26 protein-coding genes are annotated in these 20,989 nt (G+C 69.2%); 16 read left to right on the top strand and 10 right to left on the bottom strand.

The window, feature by feature from the left end:
- Nucleotides 1-59: 59 nt before the first annotated feature.
- Nucleotides 60-446, top strand: coding sequence for a BlaI/MecI/CopY family transcriptional regulator (locus GNX95_RS11750; protein ID WP_163507119.1), 387 nt, complete (start codon nucleotides 60-62; stop codon nucleotides 444-446).
- Nucleotides 443-1,366, top strand: a complete 924-nt coding sequence (locus tag GNX95_RS11745) for a M56 family metallopeptidase (protein ID WP_163507118.1) — start codon at nucleotides 443-445, stop codon at nucleotides 1,364-1,366. Before GNX95_RS11750 ends, GNX95_RS11745 begins: the two co-directional genes overlap by 4 nt.
- A gap of 110 nt (nucleotides 1,367-1,476) precedes the next feature.
- Here the strand turns inward: GNX95_RS11745 and dtd are convergent, their stop codons facing one another.
- Complete coding sequence (dtd, locus tag GNX95_RS11740) at nucleotides 1,477-1,902, bottom strand: D-aminoacyl-tRNA deacylase (RefSeq protein ID WP_163507117.1); 426 nt, start codon at nucleotides 1,900-1,902, stop codon at nucleotides 1,477-1,479.
- Nucleotides 1,899-3,350: a DUF7059 domain-containing protein gene (locus GNX95_RS11735; protein ID WP_222853524.1), complete on the bottom strand. Its 1,452-nt coding sequence runs from the start codon at nucleotides 3,348-3,350 to the stop codon at nucleotides 1,899-1,901. Before GNX95_RS11735 ends, dtd begins: the two co-directional genes overlap by 4 nt.
- A 139-nt stretch (nucleotides 3,351-3,489) precedes the next feature.
- Between GNX95_RS11735 and GNX95_RS11730 the strand changes: the two genes are divergently transcribed.
- The 5 genes from GNX95_RS11730 to GNX95_RS11710 all read left to right on the top strand — a co-directional run bounded on the left by GNX95_RS11730 (nucleotide 3,490) and on the right by GNX95_RS11710 (nucleotide 7,292).
- The gene (locus GNX95_RS11730) at nucleotides 3,490-4,110 is read left to right on the top strand and encodes a PadR family transcriptional regulator (RefSeq protein WP_222853523.1); all 621 of its coding nucleotides are present in this window, start codon (nucleotides 3,490-3,492) and stop codon (nucleotides 4,108-4,110) included.
- Between the two features lie 130 nt (nucleotides 4,111-4,240).
- Nucleotides 4,241-5,587, top strand: a complete 1,347-nt coding sequence (locus tag GNX95_RS11725) for an FAD-dependent oxidoreductase (protein ID WP_163507115.1) — start codon at nucleotides 4,241-4,243, stop codon at nucleotides 5,585-5,587.
- 21 nt (nucleotides 5,588-5,608) lie between these two features.
- On the top strand, nucleotides 5,609-6,199 hold the full coding sequence (locus tag GNX95_RS11720; RefSeq protein WP_222853522.1) for an HhH-GPD-type base excision DNA repair protein: 591 nt from the start codon (nucleotides 5,609-5,611) through the stop codon (nucleotides 6,197-6,199).
- Nucleotides 6,196-6,840 carry a GNAT family N-acetyltransferase gene (locus GNX95_RS11715; RefSeq protein WP_163507113.1) on the top strand — a complete coding sequence of 215 codons (645 nt, stop codon included), beginning with the start codon at nucleotides 6,196-6,198 and terminating at the stop codon, nucleotides 6,838-6,840. The genes GNX95_RS11720 and GNX95_RS11715 overlap by 4 nt, the downstream gene beginning before the upstream one ends.
- Nucleotides 6,841-6,890: 50 nt before the next feature.
- Nucleotides 6,891-7,292, top strand: a complete 402-nt coding sequence (locus GNX95_RS11710; protein WP_222853521.1) for a DUF3099 domain-containing protein — start codon at nucleotides 6,891-6,893, stop codon at nucleotides 7,290-7,292.
- Here the strand turns inward: GNX95_RS11710 and GNX95_RS11705 are convergent.
- From GNX95_RS11705 to GNX95_RS11690, 4 genes are all read right to left on the bottom strand, one after another.
- On the bottom strand, nucleotides 7,282-8,085 hold the full coding sequence (locus tag GNX95_RS11705) for a PhzF family phenazine biosynthesis protein (protein WP_163507111.1): 804 nt from the start codon (nucleotides 8,083-8,085) through the stop codon (nucleotides 7,282-7,284). The two genes, GNX95_RS11710 and GNX95_RS11705, sit on opposite strands and share 11 nt — an antisense overlap.
- Before the next feature lie 157 nt (nucleotides 8,086-8,242).
- A complete protein-coding gene (locus tag GNX95_RS11700) occupies nucleotides 8,243-9,457 on the bottom strand; it encodes an SGNH/GDSL hydrolase family protein (RefSeq protein ID WP_163507110.1) in 1,215 nt (404 codons plus the stop codon).
- 67 nt (nucleotides 9,458-9,524) lie between these two features.
- A complete protein-coding gene (locus GNX95_RS11695) occupies nucleotides 9,525-10,427 on the bottom strand; it encodes a carbohydrate kinase family protein (protein ID WP_222853520.1) in 903 nt (300 codons plus the stop codon).
- A 16-nt stretch (nucleotides 10,428-10,443) separates the two neighbouring features.
- Entirely contained in the window at nucleotides 10,444-11,442 is a 999-nt protein-coding gene (locus tag GNX95_RS11690) for a pseudouridine-5'-phosphate glycosidase (protein WP_246281574.1), read from the bottom strand.
- Nucleotides 11,443-11,584: 142 nt separating this feature from the next.
- On the opposite strand from GNX95_RS11690, the gene GNX95_RS11685 reads away from it, so the two are divergent.
- The gene (locus GNX95_RS11685) at nucleotides 11,585-11,803 is read left to right on the top strand and encodes a DUF3039 domain-containing protein (RefSeq protein ID WP_425483879.1); all 219 of its coding nucleotides are present in this window, start codon (nucleotides 11,585-11,587) and stop codon (nucleotides 11,801-11,803) included.
- Nucleotides 11,804-11,875: 72 nt separating this feature from the next.
- Nucleotides 11,876-13,609: a DEAD/DEAH box helicase gene (locus GNX95_RS11680; protein ID WP_163507109.1), complete on the top strand. Its 1,734-nt coding sequence runs from the start codon at nucleotides 11,876-11,878 to the stop codon at nucleotides 13,607-13,609.
- 106 nt (nucleotides 13,610-13,715) lie between these two features.
- Here the strand turns inward: GNX95_RS11680 and GNX95_RS11675 are convergent, their stop codons facing one another.
- Both GNX95_RS11675 and GNX95_RS11670 read right to left on the bottom strand, forming a co-directional pair.
- Nucleotides 13,716-14,027: a hypothetical protein gene (locus GNX95_RS11675; protein WP_163507108.1), complete on the bottom strand. Its 312-nt coding sequence runs from the start codon at nucleotides 14,025-14,027 to the stop codon at nucleotides 13,716-13,718.
- 80 nt (nucleotides 14,028-14,107) lie between these two features.
- Nucleotides 14,108-14,338 (bottom strand): type 1 periplasmic-binding domain-containing protein, encoded by a 231-nt coding sequence (locus tag GNX95_RS11670; RefSeq protein ID WP_163507107.1) that lies wholly within the window; start codon nucleotides 14,336-14,338, stop codon nucleotides 14,108-14,110.
- Between the two features lie 10 nt (nucleotides 14,339-14,348).
- Here GNX95_RS11670 and GNX95_RS11665 point away from each other — a divergent pair, with 10 nt between their 5' ends.
- On the top strand, nucleotides 14,349-14,513 hold the full coding sequence (locus tag GNX95_RS11665) for a hypothetical protein (RefSeq protein ID WP_163507106.1): 165 nt from the start codon (nucleotides 14,349-14,351) through the stop codon (nucleotides 14,511-14,513).
- Here the strand turns inward: GNX95_RS11665 and GNX95_RS11660 are convergent.
- Nucleotides 14,488-14,745: a hypothetical protein gene (locus GNX95_RS11660; RefSeq protein ID WP_163507105.1), complete on the bottom strand. Its 258-nt coding sequence runs from the start codon at nucleotides 14,743-14,745 to the stop codon at nucleotides 14,488-14,490. The two genes, GNX95_RS11665 and GNX95_RS11660, sit on opposite strands and share 26 nt — an antisense overlap.
- A gap of 108 nt (nucleotides 14,746-14,853) precedes the next feature.
- Between GNX95_RS11660 and GNX95_RS11655 the strand changes: the two genes are divergently transcribed.
- The 3 genes from GNX95_RS11655 to GNX95_RS11645 all read left to right on the top strand — a co-directional run bounded on the left by GNX95_RS11655 (nucleotide 14,854) and on the right by GNX95_RS11645 (nucleotide 16,959).
- Nucleotides 14,854-15,786 carry a helix-turn-helix domain-containing protein gene (locus GNX95_RS11655; protein ID WP_163507104.1) on the top strand — a complete coding sequence of 311 codons (933 nt, stop codon included), beginning with the start codon at nucleotides 14,854-14,856 and terminating at the stop codon, nucleotides 15,784-15,786.
- Complete coding sequence (locus tag GNX95_RS11650; protein WP_163507103.1) at nucleotides 15,743-15,940, top strand: DUF397 domain-containing protein; 198 nt, start codon at nucleotides 15,743-15,745, stop codon at nucleotides 15,938-15,940. Before GNX95_RS11655 ends, GNX95_RS11650 begins: the two co-directional genes overlap by 44 nt.
- 584 nt (nucleotides 15,941-16,524) lie before the next feature.
- A complete protein-coding gene (locus tag GNX95_RS11645) occupies nucleotides 16,525-16,959 on the top strand; it encodes a VOC family protein (protein WP_163507102.1) in 435 nt (144 codons plus the stop codon).
- On the opposite strand, the gene GNX95_RS11640 is transcribed toward GNX95_RS11645, so the two are convergent.
- A complete protein-coding gene (locus GNX95_RS11640; RefSeq protein ID WP_246281573.1) occupies nucleotides 16,902-17,525 on the bottom strand; it encodes an IclR family transcriptional regulator in 624 nt (207 codons plus the stop codon). The genes GNX95_RS11645 and GNX95_RS11640 overlap by 58 nt on opposite strands.
- A gap of 47 nt (nucleotides 17,526-17,572) precedes the next feature.
- On the opposite strand from GNX95_RS11640, the gene GNX95_RS11635 reads away from it, so the two are divergent.
- Genes GNX95_RS11635 through GNX95_RS11625 form a run of 3 tightly spaced genes read left to right on the top strand, consistent with a single transcriptional unit; the run spans nucleotide 17,573 to nucleotide 20,984 of the window.
- Complete coding sequence (locus GNX95_RS11635; RefSeq protein WP_163507100.1) at nucleotides 17,573-18,937, top strand: MFS transporter; 1,365 nt, start codon at nucleotides 17,573-17,575, stop codon at nucleotides 18,935-18,937.
- Nucleotides 18,934-20,139 (top strand): CaiB/BaiF CoA transferase family protein, encoded by a 1,206-nt coding sequence (locus tag GNX95_RS11630; protein WP_163507099.1) that lies wholly within the window; start codon nucleotides 18,934-18,936, stop codon nucleotides 20,137-20,139. The genes GNX95_RS11635 and GNX95_RS11630 overlap by 4 nt, the downstream gene beginning before the upstream one ends.
- Nucleotides 20,136-20,984: a hydroxymethylglutaryl-CoA lyase gene (locus tag GNX95_RS11625; protein ID WP_163507098.1), complete on the top strand. Its 849-nt coding sequence runs from the start codon at nucleotides 20,136-20,138 to the stop codon at nucleotides 20,982-20,984. The genes GNX95_RS11630 and GNX95_RS11625 overlap by 4 nt, the downstream gene beginning before the upstream one ends.
- Nucleotides 20,985-20,989: the final 5 nt, after the last annotated feature.

Here is a 20,989-nt window from a genome sequence, read left to right as displayed (position 1 = left end):
CTCGGCTGGCGTCGTTGCCGGAGAATGGGACGACCGCTTGGCCATGCGAGAGGAGCCGGATGCTGCGCCTTGGTGAGCTCGAACGCGCGGTGATGGATGTGCTGTGGTCGGCCTCCGGCCCGGTCACGGCGCGCGTCGTCTCGGACGCGCTGTCCGACCGCGAGCTGGCACTGACCACGGTGTTGACCGTGTTGTCACGGCTGGAGGCCAAGGGTTATGTTGCGCGTACGCGTGACGGTCGGGCGCACCACTACGCCGCCACCGCGACCCGTGAGGAGCACGTCGCGGGCCTGATGCACGAGGTGTTGGACACCGCGGGAGAATCCGCGGACAACCGGTCGGCGGTGCTGGTCCGGTTTGTCGGACAGGTCAGCCGGGAGGAGGCCGAGGCTTTGCAGACCGCGCTCGCCGAGGCACTCGACCGCCGAGAGGCATCACCAGAGTGATCGCGCCGGCGATCTTTCTCGGCATGCTGGCCGTCGTGCTGGTTCTGCCAGCCGCGCACTGGCTGGCCTCGGCCAGGTGGACGGTCCGCGAGCCGCGCGCCGCGCTCGTGCTCTGGCAGGCGCTCGGCCTGTCCTCCGGTCTGGCCGCGGTCGGCGCCGTGCTGATGCTCGGCCTGTCTCCGCTCGGCTCGACCGTCGCGGAGGCCGCCTCGGCGTGGCTGGCCGCGATCGCTCGCGGTGACCTGACCGCCGGCCTTGGTCCGGTGCACCTGCTGTTGGTCTGCCTCGCCGTCGTGCTGTTCTCCCGGCTGGTCGGTGTGTTGCTGCTGTCGCTGTGGCGTACGGCCCGCACGCGCCGGCGGCACCGTGAGGTCGTCGACCTGGTCGGCACGCCGTACGAGCGGGACCGGTCGGCGACGGTGCTCGACCATCCGCACGCGGCGGCCTACTGCCTGCCCGGCGTACGCGGCCGGGTCGTGCTCACCCAGGGCGTGATGCACCTGCTCGATGACGCGGAGCTGGACGCCGTGTTGGCGCACGAGCACGCGCACCTGTCCGAGCGGCACGACCTGGTGGTGCTGCCGTTCGCCGCGTGGACCGCCGCGTTGCCCTGGCTGCCGCCGGTCCGCGCCGCCGGCGGCGCGGTCGGCCGGCTGGTCGAGATGGTCGCCGACGACCGCGCGTGCTTCGGCTGCGAGCGGCACGTACTCGCCGCCGCGCTGGCTCGGCTCGGCTCGGCGGCGCGCGGCTCGGCCCCGGCCGGCGCTCTCGGCGTCGCGGAGGCCGCCGTGCTGGATCGCGTACACCGCCTGCTGGCCCCGCCGCGGCGCACGCCGTGGCGTCGCCGTACGGCGTATCTGGCGGCGGCCGGGATGGTCGCGCTGGCCATGATCCTGCCCTGGGTCTCCCTGCCGCTGTAGACGACGCAATCGGATTCCGATTTCGTCGTCGGATGGTGGCTGACCTGCGTAAATGCTGCGCCAGGTGACATTCGGGCATGCCGCCGCGCGGCGGTCGGGCGAGGCGGTGGTCAGGCGAGGTCGAGCAGGATCGTCTGCGGTCCGTCGTTGACCGACTCCACCAGCATGTGGGCGCCGAACCGGCCGGTCTCCACCCGCGCGCCGAGCTCGCGCAGCGCGGCGACGACGGCGTCGACCAGTGGCTCGGCGACCGGTCCCGATGCGGCCGCCTGCCACGACGGGCGGCGGCCCTTGCGGGTGTCCGCGTACAGCGTGAACTGGCTGACCACCAGGATCTCCGCGTCGAGATCGGCGGCCGACTGCTCGTCGCCGAGGATCCGCAGCTGGTGGATCTTGCGTGCCATGGCCGCCGCGGTGGCCGGCGTGTCGGCGTGCGTGACGCCGACGAGTACGAGCAGGCCGGCGCCGATCTTGCCGACGACCTCGTCGTCGACGGTGACCGACGCGCGGGTGACGGTCTGTACGACGGCTTTCACAGTGGCCTCAGCAATCCATGCCGTACGAGCGGACCGACGACGAGCTCGGCGGCGGCATGCAGCGTCGCCGGATCGGTGTCATGCGCCTGCGCCAGCATGGTCAGCTGGTCGCGCAGCGACAACGTGCCGTCGCAGCCACCGACCAGCGCCACCACCAGAGGATCGACGGCATGGGCCGCGCGCAGCCCACCGCCAGTCAGCAGCTGCTCCTCGACCTCCCAGCCATCGGCACCACGTACTGCCTCCTGCGTCAGCCGCACCGACGGGTCGGCCACAAGATGCAGGTCGAGCAGACCACCGCGTACGGCCGAGAGCCGGCCGAAAAACTCGCGCACCTGGATGCCGAGTGGATGGTCGGTCTGCTGGCGCAGGTCTTCCAGCACCTGGCTCGGCGAGTCCACATTGGACGCTCGTACGGTCACCAATCCGAAGCCGACGCCTTCCACGTCGTGCTCGGCAAACCAGTCGAGCCAACGGTCCGCACGCGTCGCGTCCTCGCCGGCGTCGCGCAGCCACATCGCCACGTATTCGGCCGGGTCCAGCACCTCGCGTTGTACGACCCACGCGTCGCAGCGTTCCGGCAGCCAGCCGCCGACCCGCTCGGTCCACTCCTGGCCGGCGACGTGCAGCCAGTTTCCGAGCAGCTGCAGCCATCCGCCGTCGGTCAGCAGGCCGGTCGCGGCGCCGAGCATCTCGGCCACCACGCCGTCGGCTGACCGGCCGGAGTCGCGATAGACATGCGTCGCCTCGCCCGTGCCGATCACGAACGGCGGATTGGACACGACCAGGTCGAAGCGCCGGCCGGTCACCGGCTCGGCGAGATCGCCCTCCAGCAGCTCCCAGTGCAGGCCGTTCAGCGCGGCCGTGGTCGCGGCCATCGCGAGCGCCCGCGGATTGATGTCGGTGCCGGTGATCTTCCTGCTGTGCCTGGCCAAATGCAGTGCCTGGATGCCGCAGCCGATGCCGATGTCGAGCGCGCTGCCGACCTCCTGCCGGACGGTCGCGCTCGCGAGCGTGAGCGCGGCACCGCCGATGCCGAGCACGTGGTCGGCGGCCAGCGGACCGGGACGTACGTCCGTGCCGAGGTCGGACACGACCCACCAGTCGCCGTCGTCATCGCCGTACGGCCGGAGGTCGATCGCCGCGCGCAGCCCACCGCGTGCCGGCTCCAACAGCCCGACCGACAGCGCCTGGTCGACGCGCAGCGGCTCGATCGCGGCTTGTACGGCCGGCGTCGACAGCACACCGCCACACACGAAGAGGTTGATCAGCGTCTCCAGCGGCGAGCCGCCACTGGTCGCGCGCCGCGCCGGGAGCAGGTCGCCGCGTCCGAGCGCCGCGGCCGCCTGCGGTCCGAGCGCGGCGTTGACCCCGTCGACGGTGTAGCCGGCCTTCTCCACGGCCTCGCGCAGCTTGCCGATGACATCACTACTGAACAGCGGATCCACGCACTCATCCTGCTGCATGCCTGTCGACCGGCCGGGCCGCAGGGCCACCCGACGTGCGTGTGGTGCACGCAGGGTGGCCCTGCGACGGGTCCATTCCAAAGCGAATAGTCAATTCTGAATAGTCTGCTACGATCATCGAGTGAAACGAAGCCTGTTGGCGCTGGCGGCGCTCGGAGTGCTGGTCGAGCGGCCGATGCATCCGTACGAGATGGCCGCCGCGCTGCGCAGCCAGGGCAAGGAAGGCGGCCTGCAGCTGAAAGGCGGCTCGCTCTACGCCGTCGTGCAGACGCTGGAAAAGCACGGCTACGTCGCGGCCACCGGCACCAGCCGGCAGGGCAATCGGCCGGAGCGCACGGTGTACGCGATCACCGACGCCGGCCGCGCCGAGCTGACTGGCTGGCTGACCGACCTGCTGGTAGCGCCGGCGCGGGAATATCCGCGGTTCGAGGCGGCGCTGTCGCTGGTCGCCATCATCGCGCCGGAGACCGTGCAGACGTTGCTGAGCCGTCGTCTCGCCGAGCTCGACACCGTGATCACCGCCGAGCGCTCGCAGCTCGCGGCGGCCGCGTTACCGCGTGTTTTGTTGTTGGACAACGAATACCGGATCGCGCTGCTGGTGGCCGAAGCCGACTGGCTGCGCGCGGTGCTGGCCGATCTGGCGGATGGGACTTTCCACGAGCTGGCCGGCTGGCAGGAGTTTCACCACACCGGCCAGGTCCCGGCCGGGCTCGCCACCCCGACCGAGGAGGACACACCGTAAAACCCGGCCCGCCGGATGCGCGAACATCCGGCGAGCCGCGTCCACGAAACCGTCCCGCGCGAACGAGACGCACTCCGTGAGGTGTCGCAACCCGGAGTCTAGTTCCCGCGGACAGACAAAGGGATTTGCCATGCCACGACAGCGTTTCCACGTCATGATCATCGGTGCCGGCACCGGCGGGATGTGCCTCGCGCACGGCCTGCGCCGCGCCGGCGTCAGCGTCGCCGTCTACGAGCGCGACCGTACGCGTTCGGACTTCCTGCAGGGATTCCGCGTCGGGATCAACCCCGACGGCGTACGCGCGTTGCACGAATGCCTGCCGCCGGAGCTGTTCGCCACCTTCCTGGCGACCTGTGCCGCGCCGATGCGCCGCGGCAATCTCTACACCGAGCAGCTGGCCGAGCTGTGTTCGCTGAGTTTTCCGCTGGACCGCGGCGATCTGGACAGCGAGCGGTCAGTGAGCAGAGTGACGCTGCGCCAGGTTTTGCTGACCGGCGCGGAGGATTTCGTGCATTTCGGCAAGAAGTTTCACCATTACCAGAAAAACCCCGACGGCACGGTCACCGCGTATTTCGAGGACGGCACGTCGGCCACCGCCGACATCCTGGTCGCAGCGGACGGCACGCGGTCGCGCGTACGACAGCAATATCTGCCGCACGCGCGCCTGGAGGATGCCGATGTGGCCGGTGGTGGTGGAAAAGTGCCGCTGACCGATGAGGTGCGCAGGCTGCTGCCGCCGCACATGCTGCAGGGAATGTCGTTGATTTTCGCGCCGAAAGGCTATTTCTTCATCATGCACGTGATGGAGTTTCGGTGGGATCGCGACGGTGTGGTGAAACCCGGCACCGACGCGGAGCTGTTGCGCAACTGGCCGGGACTGTTGTTCGACAACACGCGCGACCACGTGAGCTGGGGACTAGCCGCGCCGTTGGACGCGCTGCCAGCCGATCTCGGTGAGGTGACCGGCGTCGCGGCGATCGAGATGGCGAAGCGGATGACCGCCGGCTGGTCGCCGACGCTGCACCGGCTGTTCGAGCTCAGCGATCCGGGCGCCTGCGCCATCAGCAACCGGAGCCAGGCCACTTCCGCGCCGGTGCCGCAGTGGGACACCACCAACGTCACGCTGCTCGGCGACGCGATCCACACCATGACGCCGGGCCGTGGTGTCGGCGCCAACACGGCTCTGCGGGACGCGCGCCTGTTGTGCCGCAACCTGGCGAAGGCCAGCCACGGCGAGTGGCCGGTGCTGACGGCGATCCACGACTACGAGACGAAGATGATCGACTACGGCTTCACTGCCGTACGCGACTCGTTGCGCAATCATGGCAAGGACAACCCGCTGCAGAAGCCGGTCGTCGGCGGCCTGATGCTGGCCGCCGTACGCGGCGGTGCGCGGCTGGTCAACGCGCTGCCGCCAGTCAAGCGCAAGCTGGTCGACAACCTGCTCAAGTCGCGTGGCGCCGGTCGGGAGGACTGAATTCATGGCACGATGATCGGCATGAGTCCCAAACGTGCCGCCGCACAGCTGCGCCTGGCGCTGCAGCCGGAGGCGGATGCTCTGCTGTCGAAGGATCCGTTGGCGCTGCTGATCGGCATGTTGCTCGATCAGCAGGTGCCGATGGAGAAGGCGTTCGTCGGGCCGTACGTGTTGACCCAGCGGATGGGGAAGGTGACCGCGCGGGGGATCGTCGAGGCCGGTGAGGACCGGCTGGTCGAGCTGTTCGTGGAAAAGCCGGCCATCCACCGTTTTCCGGCCGCGATGGCGCGCCGCGTGGTGGCGCTGGCCGAGCAGCTGGTGGCCGACTACGACGGCGAGGCGGCGAACGTCTGGAAAGGTGTCGACACCGGCGCCGAGCTGCTCGCGCGGGTCAGGAAGCTGCCCGGCTTCGGCGACGCGAAAGCGCGGATTTTCGTTGCGTTGCTGGGCAAGCAGCTCGGCGTACAGCCGAAGGGCTGGCGCGAGGCGGCCGGTGACTATGGCGTCGAGGGGGCGATGAAGTCGGTCGCGGACATCGTGGACGACGACAGCCTGGCCGAGGTCAGGTCATACAAGAAGGAGATGAAGGCGGCGGCGAAGGCGAGCAAGTGACGGCCGACCGTTCCTGGTGGCCGTTGTTCGACCTGCGCGTCAGCGCCACTGCCGCCGGCCACGACCTGCTCCTGCGTACGCCGACCGACGCCGACCTCCCCGCGCTGCTGGCGATCGCACCGGCGGAGCTGGAGATGGATCCGACGCTGCCTGGTGGCTCGCTGGCCGAGTGGGTCCCGCGGCACGTCTGGCGGGCCAGGGCCGAGTCGGGCCCGGACCGCTGGCGGTTGGTGTTCCTGCTCGAATGCGACGGCGAGCTCGCGGGTACGCAGGACCTGAAGGCGGTCGACTTCCCGCGGCTGCGGATCGTGGAGACCTCGTCGTGGCTCGGCTTGGCCTATCGCGGCCGCGGCCTGGCCAAGGCGATGCGCGCGATGGTCCTGCACCTGGCGTTTACGCAGCTCGACGCGGTCGCCGCCGAGTCCGAGTCGGAGGAGCACAACGACGCGGCGCTCGGCGTGACCAGGTCGCTGGGCTATCAGCCGTGCGGCGACACGTACGCGGCGCGTACGGACCGCGTCGACCACATGCTGCACGCGCGGCTGACGCGGCAGCGATGGGCTTTGCTACGCGGCGGCTATGGCGTCGACGATCTGCGCATTTCCGGCGCCGAACAGGCTCTTGCGTTGCTGGTTGGATAAAACTCACCCCCGCGCATCGCATCCTCGGCGCCGAAGGAGGACGATGGTGGGTGAGCCCGGAGAAGGAGGAGATCAGCGTGGCTAACTCGCACGCTCGGGATCCGATCGTGATCACCGAGGCGAAGGAGAGCCTGCCTGATCAGCTGCGGCGCCGGGAGATCCGCTACGTCGTGATGATGGGCCTGCGCGTGGTGTGCCTGCTGGCGGCGGTGATCGTTTTCGCCCTGCAGGTGCCGCTGACGCCGCTGTGGGTCGCGCTGTGCCTGGTCGGGATGGTCGCGCTGCCGTGGATGGCGGTGCTGATCGCCAACGACCGGCCGCCGAAGCAGGCCAGCCGCTTCCGCAACCGGCTGCACGGCCATCCCGCGCCGGACCGCGCCATCACCTCCGGCGAGTCCACCGACGGCATCGTGGTCGGCGAGATCGTGGACCCGCGCGACCTCAAGCGTTGAGCGTGCCGTCCAGCACGGTCACCGCCTGACCGGTCAGGTGTACGCGGTCGCCGCGCAGGGCCGTGCGCACCAATCCGGTACGTTTCGACGCCTGCAGGCCCACGAGCTCGTCGCGTGCGAGCCGCTGTGACCAGTACGGCGCGAGCGCGGTGTGCGCGCTGCCGGTCACCGGGTCCTCCGGAATGCCTTGGTGCGGACAGAAAAACCGCGACACGAAGTCGTACGCGCCATGGTCGGCCCGCGCGGTCACGATCACGCCGCGCGTGTCGGTGCGGCGGCCGATCTCGGCGATCGCGTTGAGGTCGGGCGTGAGCGTACGCACCGCGTCTTCGCTGGCCAGGACAACTACGACGTCGCGGAGCGCCCCGGTCTGGTAGGCCGCCAAGGCCTTCGCGCCGAGCGCGTCCGTCAGGCCGTCCGGCATCGCCGCCTCGACTGGCGGGTTGGCCGGAAAGTCCAGCGTGATCGCCCCATCGTCGGTCGGCTGCGCGATGAGTACACCGCTGCGCGTACTGAACCGGATCGCCTCCTCTGGTGCGATCACGTGCGTGGTCGCCAGCGTCGCGTGGCCGCACAGGTTGGTCTCGACCGTCGGCGTGAACCAGCGCAGCCCCCAGTCGGCCTCCGGGTCGTCCGGCGTCGGCCGGGCGAACGCCGTCTCCGACAGGCTCATCTCCATCGCCACCCGCTGCATCCATGCCTCGTCCGGCCAGTCGCCGTCCAGCAGGCACACCGCGGCCGGGTTGCCGGCGAACGGCCGGTCGGTGAAGGCGTCCACGACTCTGATCCTCATGCCGCGCAGCCTAAGCATCGGCGACCGTACGGGTCCAAGGCCAATCCGCGCCTCTTGGTGCTCCGACCGCCTGTCGCGCTGCTCGATGTCGAGTGTGCAAAGTTTGCCCACCTTCCTCGCTGAAAGTGGTCCTGCTTTGCACATTCGACTCGGGACACTAGAGAGCGGCGATCGGTACGGCGTCGGCCATCGCCTGGTAGCCGGCGTCGCCGGGATGCAGGTGGTCGCCGGAGTCGTAGGCCGGCAACATCCGATGCGGGTCCTGCGGATCGCGTACGGCCTTGTCGAAGTCGGCGACGCCGTCGAAGACGTGAGTCGTACGGACCCACTGGTTGACCGCCTCGCGCACATACTCAAGATCACCGGTGTAGTTCGGCGCCGGCGTCATCGTCCCGCCAATCACCCGCAACCCACGAGCGTGCGCGCGCTGCGCGATCTGGGTCAGGCCGTCGATCAGCAGCTGCGGGTCGCTGACCCGCGTGTTCTGGCCGATGTCGTTGATGCCTTCGACGACGATGACGGTGCGTACGCCGGTGCGGTCGAGCACGTCGCGGTCGAGGCGCGCCAGCGCCTTCTCGCCGGCCCACGCGCCGGGGCCGCCGGGCCGGGTGCCGTCGGCGAGGATGCAGTTGCCGCCGATGCCGGCGTTCATGACACCGTGCCGCTGCGGCGCCGGCCGCTGGTTGAGCCGCGCGGCGAGCCGGTCCGGCCAGCGGCTGTTGGTGTTCGGGGTGGACAGCGCGCCGTCGGTGATCGAGTCGCCGAGCGCGACGACGCTGTTCGGCGGTCCGCCGCGTACGTCCACTTCGTTGACGTAGTACCAGGATCCGGTCGCCTGCGTGTACGCCGCTGCGGACTCCTCGGCGCTGTGGTCGGTGCCGTCGCTGGTGAAGTACGAGGTCTGCCGCGCGTCGGAGTGGAAGGTCACCGGTCCGGCGTCGGCCGACACGTACGTGGTGACCAGCAGGTTGGTGCCGGCGCCGACCGCCATCGGCACCGGGTCGCTGACCGTCTCGCCGCCTTTGGCGATCGTCGTTTTGGCCTGGCCGTTGAAGGTCAGCGTACGCATCGACCCCGCGCGCGCGGCCGGCGACGCGGCGCCGGTGGAGACCGCGACGGTGGCGTGGTCGAGCGGTAACGCGCCGGTTCCCCAGGCGTTGGAGAAGTGGATCCGCAGCTGGCTGCCGCCGACGCTCAGGTGCAGCTCGTTACGCAGCGAATAGCCGGGATATCCGCGTCCCTGCAGACCGGGATCGCCGGCCGCCGGCGCCGCGGCCCAGCTGCCGGTCCAGGTTGGCGCCGCCGAAGCCGGCGCCGGAGCCACCAGTGCGGCGGCGACCAGCACCGCCGCCGACCATCTCGCCAGGCGCATCGCGAAACCTCCGTGTCAGAGTGGGCCAGCTCACTCTTACCGGCCAAACCGGCAAAAACCAGGTCCGTTAGCGGACAGGCCGAGCTCCCGGATGCGCGATGCAACGCGCGGCGAGCGCGCAGCCGGCCGCGAGCGCCGCGGCAGGTCCGTCCGCCAGCGAGGCGAGTACGCCAGCGGCGAACGCGTCGCCGGCGCCGGTCGTGTCGACGACAGTCGCTCGCGCGGCATCGCAAGCGACAACACTGTCGCCATCGGACCAGACCGCACCACGAGCGCCGCGCGTGACGACGGCGGCCGTACGACCACGTGCCAGGACCTTCGCGGCCACCTCGGACTCGCCGGTCACGACTGCCGCTTCGTCTTCGTTGGCAAGCAAAAGGTCGACGCCGTCGAGCCAGTCGAGGATCTTCGGGCCGACCGCCCGCAGCGGCGCGACCGAGGCGAGCGTCGCCGACGAGGTGACGGAGTGCTCGCGGCTCCACGCGATCGCCGCGAGACCGGCCGCGCGCGATCCGCGCCCCATCAGCGCATAACCGGAGACGTGTACGTGCGCTGGCCGCCGCTCGTCGAGCGCGCGCCGCACATGATCGGCAGACAGACCCTCGTTGGCGCCACGATCCGGCAGCAGGCTGCGGCCGCCGTCCGGCCGTACGAGCACCACGATCGTGCCGGTCGGCTCGCCTACGACCTGCGCCGCCACGTCCACGCCGGCCAGCTCGTCGATCCGTGCCTGGCCGTCGCCGCCGACCGCGCAGATCAGCGTTACGGGCGTGCCGAGCGACCCCAGCCAGGCGGCCGTGTTGGCGGCCGCGCCGCCGCCGGTGATCCGTACGCGTGCCGGCGTGTCGGTGTCGGCCTCCACCGGTCCGCTCAGCAGCGCCACCACATCGGTCACCAGGTCACCGACGACCGCGATCGGGGTTGGTCGCATGGCCACCATGCGTGCGTCCGACGCACGCATGGTGGCCATGCGCGCATCCGTCACCTCACTCAGCGGGCGGCCGCGGCCACACCGAGATGCCGGCGACCGGCACGTTGGCGCGCGCGGCACCGTCGGTCGCCGCGGCCACCGCCACCTGCGCGGCCAGCTCGGCGTTGCGCCGTACCAGCTCGATGTTGAGCTCCAGGCTGACGCCTTCGGTGTCCTGGTGAAACCTGGCCAGCAGATACGGCGTGACGTCCTTGCCGGTGACGCCTTCGGCGGCGGCGTCGGCCAGCGCGCGGGTCAGCACGCGGTCGTGCAGAGCCGGGTCCATCTGCCGGTCGGCCGGCACCGGATTGGCCACGACGATCGCCGCGCTGCCCAGCCCCAGCAGGTCGCGCGCCGCGGCGGCCGCGGCGACCTGGGCCGGGCTGTCCAGCGTCCACGGCACCGCGCAGCCGGAGTCGGTCAGGTAGAACCCCGGAAACCGGTCCGTACGATAGCCGGCGACCAGCACCGACAGCGTCTCCAGCCGCTCCAGCGTGGCCGGCACGTCCAGGATCGACTTGACGCCGGCGCACACCACGGTGATCGGCGTACGGCCAAGCACCCCGAGGTCGGCCGACTCGTCGTAGGTGCCGCCGCGATGCACGCCACCGAGCCCGCCGGTGGCGAACACGCCGATGCCGACGCGGTGGGCGATCGCCGCCGTGCTGGCGACGGTGGTGGCGCCGTCGGACTTGGTCGCCACCGCAAACGGCAGGTCGCGCGCGGACAGCTTCGGGATCTGCTCGGACAGCGCGATCCGGCGCAGCTGGTCGTCGTGCAGGCCCACCACGACACGGCCGTCGAGCACGCCGATGGTCGCCGGCGTGGCACCGGCGGCGCGTACGACCGCGCCGAGCTCGCGCGCGACCTCCAGGTTGCGCGGCCGCGGCAGTCCATGCGCGATCAGCGTGCTTTCCAGAGCGACCGTCGGCAGGCCCTGGGCCAGCGCGACGGCCACCTCGTCGCCGACCGCGATCTCGGGAGGAAACGGCAGGCAGCGCGCTGTTCCGGTCACGTCCGACACGCTATTACATCCGCGGCCCCGCTGGCGTCAGGTCGCCGGGTCGAAACCGTATCGCCGAAGACACGTCAGGAGGCTGCGCGCGGTCCGCGAAATCCCGTGCCAGACTGGAGAGCGGCCTTGAGAGGAGTGCGGTGTGAGTACGCAGACCGATGTCCGCCCGGAAACGCAGGACACCGAGACCGGTCCGGACATGTTCCATTACGTGGACAAGGACAAGATGGTCGAGAGCGCGGTGATGGGTAACTGGGTGATCGCGATCTGCGGCTACAAGTTCCCGGTCACCAAGGCGCCCAAGCCGGGCTCGCCGGTGTGCCCCGACTGCAAGGAGATCTACGAGTCGCTGGAGCCGTAGAGGTAGGCTTCGTCGGGCCTCCGCCGGCCGTCGCCGCGGGGGTCTCGTCATGTCCTGGGGGGAGTGCGCGGAATGTCGCTTGCGGCGGGGGTGTCGCAGGAGGATGAAGCAAGACCGGCGGCGCCGGGCCTGCGGGCCTGGCAGCGTAAGGCGCTGGTCGACTACCTGCGGAGGCGGCCACAGGACTTCCTGGCGGTCGCCACGCCGGGTGCCGGCAAGACGACCTTCGCGCTGCGGGTGGCGACCGAGATGCTGGCCGACGGCACGGTCGACCAGCTCACCGTCGTCGCGCCGACCGACCACCTGAAGTCGCAGTGGGCTCAGGCCGCCGCGCGGGTCGGCATCCAGCTCGACCCGACCTTCTCCAACACCGTCGGCGGCACGTCCAGCGACTTCCACGGCATCGTCGTCACATACGCGCAGGTCGGCCTCGCGCCGGCCGTGCACCGGCGGCGTACGACCTCGCGGCGCACGCTGGTGATCCTCGACGAGATCCACCACGCCGGCGACGCGCGCACCTGGGGTGACGGCGTGAAGCTCGCCTTCGACCCGGCCGTACGCCGGCTGGCGCTCACCGGCACGCCGTTTCGCAGCGACGACAACGCGATCCCGTTCGTCACATACGAGCGTGACCGCGAGGGTCTGCGGCGCTCGCAGTCCGACTACTCGTACGGCTACGGAGACGCGCTGCGCGAAGGCGTCGTGCGACCGGTCATCTTCATGGCGTACTCCGGCGAGACCCGCTGGCGCACGTCCGCCGGCGAGGAGCTGTCCGCCCGGCTCGGCGAGCCGCTGACCAAGGAGCAGACCGCGCAGGCCTGGCGGACCGCGCTCGACCCCAAAGGCGAGTGGATGCCGGCGGTGCTGCGCGCCGCCGACGCGCGCCTGAAGACCATCCGTCAGCACGTGCCGGACGCGGCCGGCCTGGTGATCGCCTCCGACCACCAGGCCGCCAAGGCGTACGCGGAGCTCCTGCGCAAGGTGACCGGCCAGACGCCGGTGACCGTCCTGTCCGACGACCGGACCGCCTCGGCCAAGATCGCCACCTTCACCGCCAGCGAGGACCGCTGGATGGTCGCTGTGCGGATGGTGTCCGAAGGCGTCGACATCCCGCGGCTGATGGTCGGCGTGTACGCGACGAGCGCGAGCACTCCGTTGTACTTCGCCCAGGCGATCGGCCGGTTCGTACGGGCGCGGCGGCCGGGGGAGACGGCCAGCATCTTCCTGCCGAGCGTGCCCAACCTGCTCGCGCTCGCCGAGGAGATGGAGGCGCAGCGCGACCACGTACTCGACCGACCGCACCGTGAGTCCGACGGCCTCGACGACGCGCTGTTGGAGGCCGCCAACAAGGAGGAGAACGAAGGCGGCGCTGATGGAGACCTGCCGAAGTTCACCGCGCTTGAGGCGTCGGCGCAGCTCGATCAGGTGATCTACGACGGCGCGTCGTTTGGCACTGGCGCGGTCGCCGGCACCGCCGAGGAGGAGGAATATCTCGGCCTGCCCGGCCTGCTGGAGCCCGACCAGGTCGCGATGCTGCTGTCCAAGCGGCAGGCCGACCAGATCGCCGCTCAAGCCAAAGCGCCCAAGCCGAGCGCGCCGCCGCTGGAGCAGGTGCGTACGACCTACCAGCGCCGCGCCGACCTGCGCCGGCAGCTGAACACGCTGGTCGCCGCGCACCACCACCGTACTGGCCGGCCGCATGGCCAGATCCACGCCGAGCTGCGCAAGATCTGTGGCGGACCGCCGAGCGCGCAAGCCTCGATCGAGCAGCTCGAGGAGCGCATTGTCGCCGTGCAGCAGCTCTGACTGGCTCGGGGCCATCCCGCGTGCGCCGGGCGCACGCAGGGCGACCCTGCGGTGTGGTCCTCAGAAGTGTCGTACGCGGCGAGGACTCTGGTTTGGGGGCAGCTTTTCATCCGACGACGCAATCGGATTCCGTTTGCGTCGTCGGGGCGTCGCTGACCTGCGGAAATGTCATACTGGCAACATTCGAACCTCGCCTCCGGCACCCGAATGTCACCTTGTCGGCCCCTACCCACCAGTAGGCGGTCAACAAAGCAGCAATCGGACGAACTACGCCACCCGCGCGGTAAGCACCGAGCGCCAGCTCGTCACTCATCGCCAGGATCGCCGTCGGCCCGCCGACCCGCACCGCGGTCGCGGTGCCCAACACCGCGACCGTGGCCGCATAACCAGCCGCGCGACCGTACGGCGACGCCTCCATGACGACCACCGAACCCCAGTCCAGACCGGCCGCCTCCACCTCGTCTCGATAACCCCGCAGCCGCTCCTGCCACGTAGTACTCACGCCTCCTGCCGCGCCGCATCGGCCTGACCGGCAAACCCGTCCGGCACCAGCGCCGACGCGATCACAGCGAGATCGCGGTGTCCCAGCTCCAGCACGTGCCGAGCAGCAAGCGCCGCCGCCGCGCGGTCGTCGATCGTGACATGACCGGCTCCATCACGGCGCGGGCCGTCCACGATGACGACGGGGTACGCCACGATCCATCGCGATGTCGACGCGCGGATCGCCACGCAGATCGCAGTGGCAGATGAATCCGTCGACCAGCGCGCCGGCGTGTTCGTTGGACCGGCGGCGATCGGCGTCATCGCCACCGGCAGCTTGCTGACGATCGCGCTGCTGCTGCCGGTGGCGTGTTGTGCGGCGGCCGCGGTGGCCGGTCTCAGCGGTACGTCAGAGTCCAGGTGATCGACTCGTCGTACTCCGGAGTCGCGACCGCGTTGAGCTCGTCGAGCTTGCGGTGTACGTCGTCGACGCTGATCAGGCAGTGGTGCGCGATCTCCTGCACGGACATGCCGAGCGTGTGCGCGTGGCGCATCGCCAACTCCAGCTCGTTGGACGCGCAGTCGGCGACAAAGCGCAGGTCACGCATGTGCTGGCGGACGCGCTCCATGCGAAAGTCGGTGATTTCCTCGGCCACGGGACCTCCGGTTGTGTGACGGTGCCATCACATGATGCTGTGCATCTGCGCAAAGCGCAATATCCCTCTCCGCATTTGCGTGGCATGGATGGTCGTAGCATCGCTAGGATGCCGATCATGACAAAGTCGACCACCTCGCCGACCACCGGTCCGACACCGTCGCTGCGCCGCCGCCGGCTCGCCGCCGTACTCAAGCAGCGCCGCGAGGTCGCACGCATGACCGCCGACGACGTGGCCGCGGTGTGCGATGTCGGCAAGTCGACGCTGAGCCGGCTGGAGAACGCGCAGATCAAGATCAAGCCGCTGTACGTGAGAGCCCTGTGCGACGCGTACGGCGTCGATCCCGACGAACGCGACGCGCTGACGCAGCTCGCGCGCGATGCCGATCAACGCGGCTGGTGGACACCGTACGGCGACTCGATCACCGCGCAGTACCTCGAATACATCTCCTTCGAAAACGAGGCCAACTCCATCCTGACCTACCAGCCATTACTCGTGCCCGGACTCCTTCAGACGCCGGACTATGCGCGAGCGGTCATTCGCGGAATGGTTCGGCCGGAGCTCGCTGAGGAAGAGGTCGATCGCGTTACCGGCCTACGGCTTGAAAGGCAGCGATGGCTCACTCGCGAGGATGGTGTATCGCTCTGGGTCATCGTGGACGAGGCCGTCCTGCACCGGCCAACCGGCGGCGTAGAGACGATGAGCGCGCAGCTTCGCCACTTGGCCGAGATGTCGCGGCTTCCAATCGTGACTTTGCAGGTCATGCCTAGCGAAGCCGGCGCACATGTCGGAATGCTCGGTTCGTTCTCGATCCTCGAGTTTCCAAGTCCGACGCACGAGGATGTGGTTTACGTCGACACGCCTGTCGGTGAGATCTTCGTCGAGGACGATGCGCAACTCCAAGCATGTAAAATTGCGTTCGATCACTTGCGGGCCGCGGCTCTGAACGAAGAGGAGTCGCGGATGCGAGTCCGAATGGCCGCCAAGGAGTTGCTTGATGACCGACCTCGCCGTCGCGGTTTGGCGGAAGAGCAGCCGTAGTAGTGGCACCGGCGAATGCGTCGAGGTCGGCGCCTTTCACCGTACGATCGGCGTCCGGGACTCCAAGGACCAGGCAGGCCCGATTCTGGCCGTACCGCCGACTTCCTGGCGTGCCTTCGTCGCCGCCGTACGCGCCGAGCACCTGACGCGCTGACCGCTATTCCGACCAGCCGGACGCCGAGCTCGCCGTCCAGCAGGTGCAGCAGCTCCTTCTCCGGTATGGCGGCGAAAGCCTGATAAATCGTCGCTCCAACGGCTTCGACCGGATCTGGATCGAGCGCAGCATGCGCGGCCTTGGACGCATGCATGACACGAGCTTCGGCCTGCAGGCGCTCGCGGACGCCTGGAGCCACCGGCTCGCCGGAGTCCTCGGCCTCTTCGATGTCCCCGCCGATGATGAGCGTTTCGGAGATGGGAAAAGCCGCGGCGATCGATTCCAACTGCCATCCTCGGTGTTGCTGATCGGGTCGTTGAATGAACGCCTGAAAGTATGCGATTATACGAAGTTCCGCGTGTTTCGGCGCTCCGTCCGCGATAGATCCGAGCGTCCTCACCGCGGTCGAATTCGGCACGCGCGTACTCCTGCTGGATGTGTGGCGGGCGTTGGTCCCACGGCATGCCATCCCACCAGCCCGGTCGGGGATCCGGTCGCGCGGATCGTCACCCACTCTCCGTATTGTCCACGTGTCACTGAGTTATGCCAAGCGCGCTTACGGGACCGTGTGATAAGCGAGTGCTATGACCTCGATCGAGTTGGAGCGCCTCGACCACCTGGTGCTGACCGTCGCCGACCTGGCCAGGACCGAGCGGTTCTACGTCGACGTGCTCGGCATGCGGCCGGAGACCTTCTACGGCCGCAAGGCCCTGCATTTCGGCCAGCACAAGATAAATCTGCATCAGGCCGGCGAGGAGTTCGAGCCGAAGGCGCTGCGGCCGACGCCAGGCTCGGCGGACGTGTGCCTCATCGCGCGTACGCCGATCGACGCCGTCATCGACCATCTGGCCGCCTGCGGTGTCGAGATCGAGCAGGGACCGGTGCGGCGTACAGGCGCGTTGGGGGAGATCACCTCGGTCTATTTTCGCGATCCCGACGACAATCTGATCGAGGTGTCCAACTACGCCGACATCGCGGTCTCGACGCGCCGGGCCGCCTCGACGACCACGCCGGCGTAGTGGTCTGAGGGCCGCGGGCACAGCCGGTCGATCGGACCGGACAGGCAGATCGCCGCGACGACCTCGCCGTGCACGCGCACCGGTGCGCTGATCGACGCGATGCCGGTCGCGCGCTCGCCGACGGTCTCGACCCAGCCGGCCGCGCCGGCCTCGCCGAGCAGCGCGTGCGCGGCTGAACCGAGCGGCAGCGGCAGCAACGTGCCGACCGGCAGGCCGGCGCGCAGCTCGGCGGGTGACTCGGCGGCCGCGACACACAGCCGGTGATCGCCGCGGCGGACCCAAAGCTGCGCCGACTCGCCGGTGCGGTCGCGCAGCTCGGCCAGCACCGGCCGGCTGACCTCGACCAACGCGTACGTGGCAAACCGCGGGCCGAGGCTGTAGAGACCAGCCTCGTCACGGCTCAGCAAACCGTGCGTGACCATCGCGTTGGCCAGCCGGTGTGCGGTCGACACCGACAGCCCGATCGCGCGTGCCAGCTCGCTGGCCCCAGCCGGCCGCAGCTCGACCAGGTCGAGGATCGCCACACCCTTGTCCAGCACGCCGACGCCGGTTATGGTCGCTGTCACATAGTGGAATGTATTTCCCATTATTTGGAAAGTCAAGGTGGTGGCAGATGACTTCCAGCGTGGTCAAGCCGACGATCGCGGCCCGGATGAACCGCCTTCCGATCGGCCGTACGCACAGACTCGCCACCGTCGCCGTCGGGCTCGGCCTGTTCTTCGATTTGTACGAGGTGTTTCTGGCCGGTGTGCTGAGCAGCGTCCTGGTCGAGGAGTTTCACCTCAGCAAAGCCGAAACTCCGATCCTGCTGGCCTCGGCGTTCATCGGCATGTTCCTCGGAGCGCTGATCCTCGGCCGGCTCGGCGACCGGCTCGGCCGGCGCCGCGCGTTTCTGCTCAACCTCGGCATCTATTCGCTGTTTTCCTTTGTCGGCGCCTTCAGCCCGGGTCCGGCGATGCTGGTCGTCACCCGTTTCCTTGCCGGCATTGGCATCGGCGCCGAGCCGCCGCTCGCCGACACCTATCTCAGTGACCTGCTGCCGGCTCGCCGCCGCGGCGCGTACATCGCCTGGGCCTACACGTTTGGCTTTCTCGGCGTGCCGGCGGCCGGATTCCTGGCGCGCGGCCTGGTGCCGCTTGAGCCTCTCGGCATCGCCGGTTGGCGGTGGATGTTTGTCTTCGGCGCAGTGGGCGCGGTGATCGTACTGTTCCTGCGCAGCTCACTGCCGGAGTCGCCGCGCTGGCTGGAGTCGGTCGGGCGCACGGCCGAGGCCGAGAAAGTCGCCGAACGCTTCGAAAACGAGGCTCGCGCGACCGGTGCCGAGCTGGCGAAGCCGGTCGCCGACGAGCCGGCCACGCCAGCTGGCGACCAGCGGATCGGCGTGCTTTTCCGCCCACCGTACGCACGCCGCACCTGGATGATGACCGTTTTCCACCTGCTGCAGACATTCGGCTATTACGGCTTTGGCACGCTCGTGCCGCTCGTACTCGCCGCCAAGGGCTATCCGATCGTCCAGTCGCTGCTGTTCAGCGCGCTGACCTTCCTCGGCTATCCGATCGGGTCGCTGATTTCGTTGCCGCTGGTGGAAAGGTTTGAGCGGAAGTATCTGGTGACGGTCGCCGTGCTCGCCATGGGCGCCTTCGGGCTCGCCTTCGGCTATTCCGGATCGGCCGTCCTGGTGCTCATGTTCGGCTTCCTCTACACGGTCGTCAGCAATGTCTTCTCGAACGCGTTCCACATCTACCAAGCCGAGATTTTCCCGACAGCACTGCGATCCACCGCATCGAGTGGCACATACGCGCTGTCGCGGCTGAGCACGGCCGCGATGCCGTTCATCCTGGTGCCGGTGCTGCACGCGGCCGGCGCCGGCGCGATGTTCATCATCGTCGCCACGGCGATGGTGCTGGTGTCGCTGGTGGTCGGCTTGTTCGGGCCGCGTACGACCGGTCGGGCGCTGGAAACCGTGAACGCGCGATGACCGGTCCGCTCGACGGCATCCGTGTGCTGGAGCTGGGAAACTTCATCGCCGCCCCGTTCGCCGGCCGGGTCTTCGCGGATTTCGGTGCCGATGTGATCAAAGTCGAGCGACCTGGTGGTGGCGACGAGCTGCGCGGCTGGCGGTCGCTGCGCGGCGGCACGTCGATGCTGTGGCGCACGATCGGACGCAACAAGAGATCGGTGACGCTCGACCTGCGCAAGTCCGCCGGGCAGCGGCTGATCCGTAAGCTGGTCGCCAAATGCGATGTGGTGCTGGAAAACTTCCGTCCCGGCACGCTGGAGCGGTGGAACCTCGGGCCGACGCAGCTGCAGGCCGTCAATCCGGAGCTCGTGCTGGTGCGGATCTCCGGCTATGGCCAGACCGGTCCGTACGCGGATCGGGCCGGGTTCGGCGGCGTCGCCGAGGCCTTTGGCGGTTTGCGTTACGTCACCGGCGATCCGGCCAGTCCACCGTCGCGGTCGGCGACCAGCATCGGTGACGAGGTCGCCGGTCTCTACGCGGTGATCGGCGCGCTGATGGCGATGTTGGCACGCGTTCGCAACAGGCAGGCCGTGCCGATCGTCGACGTTGCCTTGTATGAGGCGGTTTTCTCGCTGATGGAGTCGTTGGTGCCGGACTATGACGCTTACGGCGTCGTGCGTGAGCGTACCGGCGGCAACCTGCCGGGTGTGGCACCTTCCGGCGTTTTTCCTTGCAAGGAGGGCCATTGGGTGGTGATCGGCGGCAACGCGAACGCCGTTTTCGCTCGGCTGATGCGCGCCATCGGCCGGCCCGACCTGGCCGACGATCCTGATCTGGCCGACGGTCCAGGCCGCGGCCGGCGTTCCGACGAGCTGAACGCGATCATCGCTGGTTGGACCGCTGATCACCGAGTCGAGGAGGTCCTCGACGTGTTGACACAAGCGGGCGTGCCGGCCGGTCCGGTCAACGACGCCAGCGCGATCGCCGCCGACCCGCACTTCCAGGCGCGCGGCATGCTCGTGACCCACGAGGTCGAGGTCGACGGCTCGTCCCGGCCCGTACGCTTTCCTGGCGTGGTGCCAAAAATTCCGGCCGCGCCAGGGCGGATGCGGTGGCCGGGGCCGGAGCTCGGTGCGCACAACGACGAGGTTTTCCGCGACCTGCTTGACGTTTCAGCCGACGAGCTGGCCGATCTGCGTGCGGAAGGAGTGATTTCGTGAGGATCACCGACGTCGTGCTGCGCGACGGCCTGCAGGACGAGCCGGTCATCGTGTCCACTGTGGACAAAGTGCGGATCTTCGACGCACTTGTGGACGCCGGCGTACGCGAAATCGAGGCTGTGTCATTTGTGTCGAGACATCGCGTGCCACAGATGGCCGACGCCGAGTCCTTGCTTTCCGCGCTTGGTCGGCGGCCTGGCACACGGATCAGTGGCATCGCCTTGAATCTACGCGGTGCCTTGCGCGCCAGAGATTGCCAGCTGGACGAGCTGCGGCTCGTGGTGTCCGCAAGCGAAGGTCACAGTGCGGCGAACGCCGGACGTACCACCGAAAAAGCGCTCGACGAGATCGACGAAGCGGTCGCCTCTCTGCCCGGCATTGACCTGGTCGGCGCGGTGTCGACGGCATTTGTCTGCCCGTACGACGGCGTGCTGTCAGCCGCGCGCCTCCTCTGGGTCGTCGGCCGCCTGTTTTCCGCCGGCCTGCGCCGAATCAGCCTCGCCGACACCCTCGGCACCGCCACTCCGGACCACGTCCGCCGCTCCGTCGACGCCGTCCGCTCCGCGTACCCTGATGTCGAGCTTTCCTTGCACCTGCACAACACCGCCGGCCAAGCCCTCGACAGTGTCGATGCGGTCGCCGGCCTCGGCATCGTCGGCCTCGACAGCTCTCTCGGCGGCCTCGGCGGCTGCCCCTTCGCCCCAGGCGCCGCCGGCAACCTCGACACGGCGACTTTGGTGCGCCACCTCGACTCCCGCGACATCCCCACCGGCATCTCCCTCTCCGCCTTACACGACGCCACCACCCTCCTCACCTCCATCCTCAGCCACTCACCGGCCGCCTAATCGGT

Origin of the sequence: Fodinicola acaciae (assembly GCF_010993745.1) — a bacterium.
In the GTDB taxonomy this organism is placed as follows: domain Bacteria; phylum Actinomycetota; class Actinomycetes; order Mycobacteriales; family HKI-0501; genus Fodinicola; species Fodinicola acaciae.
Note: the sequence above shows the minus strand (reverse complement) of the source record. Positions and strands in the feature narration are given on the sequence as shown.